General features: G+C 59.9%; 2 protein-coding genes. Both read left to right on the top strand.

Translation table 11 applies throughout. The annotated features are described in order from the left end of the window. Window positions 1–2117: DUF6862 domain-containing protein (locus ABWV89_RS18770; RefSeq protein ID WP_353400579.1), on the top strand; the 2117-nt coding region annotated here is incomplete at its 5' end. Beyond that, a complete protein-coding gene (locus tag ABWV89_RS18765) occupies window positions 2114–2644 on the top strand; it encodes a hypothetical protein (RefSeq protein ID WP_353400577.1) in 531 nt (176 codons plus the stop codon). The genes ABWV89_RS18770 and ABWV89_RS18765, both read left to right, overlap by 4 nt. The last annotated feature ends 439 nt before the right edge of the window (window positions 2645–3083 follow it).

Below are 3083 nucleotides of genomic sequence, written 5' to 3'. Positions count from 1 at the left end.
ACGGTAACCCGGAGCAGGAGCGGCTGCTGCGCCAGCTGATGAACGGGGAGCTCAAGCCGGGCGATGCGCGCTACGCCGAGATCCGTGCACTGGCTGAATCGCGCTACCGCGACAGCTATGAGGCCATGCTCAACCCGCCCAAGCCGAACTGGCTGAAGATTGTGGTGGCGGTGGTGGCCGCGGCCGTGGTGACGTATTTCACTGCGGGGGCGGCGAGCATGTACTTTGGGGGGATCATCCCCAATGCCATGGCGACCGGGGGCGTGATTGCCGGCACAGGAGGCACGGTTGCCACCGTGGGCGGCACCATGGCGCTCGGCCTGGGGGCTGCCGTGGGCAGCTACGCCGGTTCGTTCGTCAGCACCTTGATTCAGACAGGCGACGTGGGCGAGGCCTTGCAAGCCGGAGAGAAAGGCCTGAAGGCTGGCATCGTGTCCACCGCCGTCAAGGCCCTGGTGCCCGGCCTGGGCATTGCCGATGAGCTCACCCGGTTTGCTATCAACACCTCTGCCACGGCATTGGGCAGCACCGTGGCCTACGGTGGCAGCTTTGGCGAGAACCTGCTCAATGCGGGCATGAATGCCGGGTTTGACAAGTTTGGCGAGGGGGTTGCCGGCCACATAGGCAAACAGAACTTTAACGGTGCGCTAACCGACCTCCAGGCCGAGTTGGCCCATGGCGCCTTGGGCTGCGGCCTGGGCATGGTGCGCTCGGGCAACGGCAAAGGCTGTGCCGCTGGCGCAGCGGGCGCCGTGGTGGCGCACTCATTGGCCGACGATGTGAAGGCAGAGCTGAAAGACGAGGACAGCACGCTGTCATCCATCTTCAAGGCTGTGCCCGGCAAAACGATCAACGAGAACACCGTCTTCATCACCGGCCTGGCCGGCAGTGTGGCTGGCGGCGTGGGCGGCGCTCTGGCGGGCGACACCACACGGGACCTGCAAGCCAACATGAACATGGGGCAGATCACAGGCTCCAATGCGGTTGCGAACAACTATCTGAAGCACGACGAGGCCAAAAAACTACAAACGCTGAAAGAAAATGAGCTCTTCGGCAAATGCGATGGCAACTGCAAAGCAGAAATCACACGCCTCAAGGAGGTAGACGAAGCCCGCAACCAAGAACTGGCTGCCTGCGAGGGATCAAGTTCTGCAAAGTGCCAAAAGACGTTCAATGAGGTGCGGTTTGCCGCAGCCGAATACATACGCAAGGAGTCGTTTGCTGACGCCGTGGAATTCAGCTTCCGAGTTGAAAAAGAGGAAACACTGAATCTGGCGGGCTCGACGGTAGACGGCAAGCTGAAAGGTGCAGCCCAGGGCGGTTGGGAGGCCGTGAAAGAATCCGCCAAAGGGGCAGCGAGTGCGGGCAAGACGCTGTTCGCGGCGGCCACTGGAGACAAGCAAGCCTGGGAGGACATCAAACAAGGCGCTGGCGCGGGATGGGACTACGTTGCGGAGCCCTCCAACTGGCCCTACCTGATTGGTGTCATGACGCCAGAAGACCGCGAGAAGCTCGCGCAGGCGTATGAGAGCGGCGATGGCAATGAGATCGGGAGCCTCATGGCCCAACAGGTCGCCAACCTCCCCGTCGGTGGCGGGGCGATTGGATCGATCAAAAAGATTGACACAGCCATTGAAGCCGCACAAGATGCCGCCAGGCTTGCTGGGGGCTTACCTGCGCGAAAAGGGCTTCCGGACTACACGTCAAACCAGAAGGCATTTGAGGCAATACAAAACGCGAAATTGCCCGGAACGGCGCTGGACCCAAAGACTGGCTTGCCTGTTCAGGCGAATGTGACTGGCGTTCCGAGGCAGATGTCAGAGAGTATTGACCCGAACCAAAGTGCTCTAGACTTTGCGCTTAGGTTCTTCGGCGGGTCAATGCCGGAAGATGCAAAGTCCGTGAGTAACATACCCGGTGCATGGCGAGCGACGACTGCTGATGGCACTACGGTCATTTATCGACCGGCCGGTGGCGCAAGCAAGGGAACTCGAGACACCACTGCTACTGTTGAAATCAATGACTCGGTGATCAATTCGGTGAATGCGGGTAGAAAGGGTGCGCAGCAACTGAAGCTAAAGTTTCCGAAAACTGGAGCCACTGGGGGAGCAAATTGACAACGATTTCCGAGGAAGCACAAGATCTGATTGACTCGACCCTTGTGTACCTGAGCGTTTATGACACAGAGAGTAGCCCGTGGAGCTTCGCAATGATGGTGCGCGATGAGAATGAGAAAACGCTTGAACGATGGCAACTACTAGTTGAAGTTTTCTTTAGGTTGCTGACGGCAGATTTGCTAAGGTCCACTCACTACGTGCGCCACGGTGAGTGGGCCCCATGGTCGCCGGACTCCTTGGATGCCCCACCCAAGGAGAGCATAGTTGAGCTAGCAGTTCGCTTATCTCAGCATAACCCCTACTCAAACCCGGCGGATGAGGCGCGTGAAGACGTTGATGTCTGGATAGGGCCGCTGCTCTATGCCACCCCCTCGGCCAAAGCGCTTTTGGCCAAATATCGCATTGATGATTACGACCAAATGACGCCGGAATTCTTCCGCGAGGTTGAGGGTATGTTCGATCGTTCTGGGGTGCCCTGGCAGCACTATCCCTTGATTGCAGTGGCGCCACAAGGGGGAGAGGCTTAGAGCGGGCGTCTGCCGCACCCTTCGCTGGGGTCGCGTCTTGCCTTTTCTCTCCCTCGCAGGAAACGCGGTGGCAACTCCACCCACATGACACCGTGACCCCTCGCGCACCCACGGCAACAGCTTCGAGACCGACAAGGAGCTGTTCCTCCAGGGCCTGAACCTCTACAGCTGGACCGACGCCGAAAGCGACTTTAAGGCCCGCTCAAGGGCCTGTACGACGGCAGCATCAAGCCGGGGCATCCAAGGGGAGCCTCTGCACCGCAAGCGCCACGTGCGCCGAGGCCCTTGCAGGGCTCGGGCCAGAAGCGGGCGTCTGGCGCACCTGTTGGCTTGTGTGTGCCGTCGGGCACACAGCGCACCAAGCAGGCACGCCATCCATCACGTTTTTGACCTCGATCGCGTTTGACGCCCGCGGCGCAGAGGCTCCCTGTACGAAAAA

The sequence above is a fragment of the Hydrogenophaga sp. 5NK40-0174 genome (assembly GCF_040372165.1).
Lineage (GTDB): Bacteria > Pseudomonadota > Gammaproteobacteria > Burkholderiales > Burkholderiaceae_C > Hydrogenophaga.
Note: the sequence above shows the minus strand (reverse complement) of the source record. Positions and strands in the feature narration are given on the sequence as shown.